This is a genomic window from Trebonia sp. (assembly GCF_049794275.1).
Classification (GTDB): Bacteria; Actinomycetota; Actinomycetes; order Streptosporangiales; family Streptosporangiaceae; genus Trebonia.
Genome location: NZ_JBARCR010000068.1, coordinates 1 through 2,547 on the forward strand (window position 1 = coordinate 1; position 2,547 = coordinate 2,547).

The 2,547-nt window shown below is 69.4% G+C and carries 3 protein-coding genes; 2 read left to right on the top strand and 1 reads right to left on the bottom strand.

Annotated elements, in window-relative coordinates; genetic code table 11:
* Nucleotides 1–298: MerR family transcriptional regulator (locus WA805_RS01785; protein WP_422281286.1), on the bottom strand; the 298-nt coding region annotated here is incomplete at its 3' end.
* A gap of 113 nt (nucleotides 299–411) precedes the next feature.
* On the opposite strand from WA805_RS01785, the gene ahcY reads away from it, so the two are divergent.
* Nucleotides 412–1,851 (top strand): adenosylhomocysteinase, encoded by a 1,440-nt coding sequence (ahcY, locus tag WA805_RS01790; RefSeq protein WP_422340384.1) that lies wholly within the window; start codon nucleotides 412–414, stop codon nucleotides 1,849–1,851.
* Nucleotides 1,852–1,858: 7 nt separating this feature from the next.
* A partial coding sequence (locus WA805_RS01795; RefSeq protein WP_425241499.1) for an adenosylhomocysteinase occupies nucleotides 1,859–2,547 on the top strand: 689 nt, incomplete at its 3' end.

A 2,547-nucleotide genomic window follows, 5' to 3' on the forward strand; every position in this document is an offset into this window, starting at 1 on the left:
GCCCCGGTGTGGCGGGCATGTGGCCGGTGCGCCGCCCGAGGTCGGTGACCGCGGCGCGGACCGTGGGCTCGGTCAGCACCCGCAGACCGAACGCGAGCGCGGCCGGGGTAATGTCGTACCGCTGCTCGATCCGCACCGCCGTGGTGATGGCCGCCAGGTCCTCCTCGGTGAACTGCCGGTGCGCGGGCCCGCGTCCCGCGGGCCGGTCCCGCAGCGGCGGCAGCAGCCCGAGGTCTTCCCGGTAGCGGAGCATGCGGGGGGACATTCCGAGGCGTTTCGCCGCTTCCGAGATCCTCATGGATTCGAATCTAACATTGTCGTGTTAAAAAAGGTGCCTTACGCGTGCGCGGCGGCCGCCTGATCCCGTACCGTCGTGTTCGTTGCTAAAGACATCAGCGAAGGAGTTAGTGCATGAGCACCGAACCGTTCAAGGTGGCCGACATCTCGCTGGCCAGCTTCGGTCGCAAGGAGATACAGCTCGCCGAGCACGAGATGCCCGGCCTGATGGCGACCCGCGCCGAGTACGCGGGAACCCAGCCGCTCAAGGGCGCCAGGATCACCGGCTCGCTGCACATGACCATCCAGACCGCGGTTCTCATCGAGACCCTGACGGCCCTCGGCGCGCAGGTGCGCTGGGCGAGCTGCAACATCTTCTCTACCCAGGACCACGCCGCGGCGGCTGTCGCCGTGGGCCCCGATGGCACCCCTGACGACCCGAAGGGCATTCCGGTCTTCGCCTGGAAGGGCGAGACGCTCGAGGAGTACTGGTGGTGCACCGAGCAGGCGCTGACCTGGCCCGGCGGCGAGGCTCCGAACATGATCCTGGACGACGGCGGCGACGCCACGCTGTTCGTGCACAAGGGCGCGGAGTACGAGGCGGCCGGCGCGGTTCCCTCGCCTGACGAGAACGACCCCGAGGAATGGCGGGTCATCCTCGACCGGCTGCGCAACTCCCTTGCCGACGACCCCGGCAAGTGGACGACGGCGGCGCAGTCGATCAAGGGCGTGACCGAGGAGACCACCACCGGCGTGCACCGGCTGTACGAGATGGCCAAGGCGGGCGAGCTCAAGTTCCCGGCGATCAACGTCAACGACTCGGTCACGAAGTCGAAGTTCGACAACAAGTACGGCTGCCGCCACTCCCTGATCGACGGCATCAACCGGGGCACCGACGTGCTCATCGGCGGCAAGGTCGCGCTGGTCTGCGGCTACGGCGACGTGGGCAAGGGCTGCGCCGAGTCGCTGCGCGGCCAGGGCGCCCGGGTGATCATCACCGAGATCGACCCGATCTGCGCGCTGCAGGCGGCGATGGACGGCTATCAGGTGACCACGCTCGAGGACGCCCTGCCGTACGTGGACATCTTCGTCACCACGACTGGCAACAAGAACATCATCACCGCCGGCCACATGGCGAAGATGAAGCACCAGGCGATCGTCGGCAACATCGGCCACTTCGACAACGAGATCGACATGGCCGGCCTTGAGCGGACCCCCGGCATCAAGCGGGTCAACGTCAAGCCGCAGGTCGACGAGTGGACGTTCCCCGACGGCCACACGATCATCGTGCTGTCCGAGGGCCGCCTGCTCAACCTGGGCAACGCCACTGGCCACCCGAGCTTCGTGATGTCGAACTCCTTCACCAACCAGGTCATGGCGCAGATCGAGATCTTCACCAAGCCCGAGGAGTACCCGATCGGCGTGTACACGCTGCCCAAGCACCTGGACGAGAAGGTCGCCCGCCTCCACCTGGACGCGCTCGGCGTGAAGCTGACCGTGCTGACCAAGGACCAGGCCGACTACATCGGCGTCCCGGTCGAGGGCCCGTACAAGCCGGACCACTACCGGTACTGAGCGAGCGATGACCGGCGGCCCGCCGCGCCCCTACAGCGCCGACGCGGAGCTCGCGGAGTCCGGGGCGAGGCGCATCAGTTACTCGCAGCGCTCCATGCCGCTCCTTGAGGCTCTCGCTGCCCGGTTCCGCGCGGACCGGCCGTTCGACGGGATGACCGTCGCGGCCTGCCTGCACGTAACGGCGGAGACGGCGGTGCTGGCACGGACGCTGCGGGCCGGCGGCGCGCAGGTAGCGCTGGCGGCGTCGAACCCGCTGTCCACCCAGGACGACATCGCCGCCGCGCTCGCCGCCGGAGACGGGGTGGCGGTGTTCGCCCGCGCCGGGGTGGACCGCCGCACCTACTACGAGCACATCGCGCTCGCGCTAGGGGAGTACGGGGCGACAGGCCCGGATCTGGTCATCGACGACGGCGGTGACCTGATGAACACCCTGCACGACCTGTTGCCCCGGGGGAACGTATCGCCCCGCGGGGACGGACTTCCCGCACGGGGGACTCCCGCCCCCCGTCCCCCGGGATCCCCCCGCGCTCGGAGGGGCTCCCCGCCCCCCCGAACCCCCCTGGCCCGTACCCCCCTGGGCGGCTGCGAGGGCACGACGACCGGCGTGCTCAGGCTGCGCCGGATGGCGGCCGAGGGCGCGCTCGCGTTCCCCGTCATCGCGGCCAGCGACACACCGGTCAAGCGGCTGGTGGACAA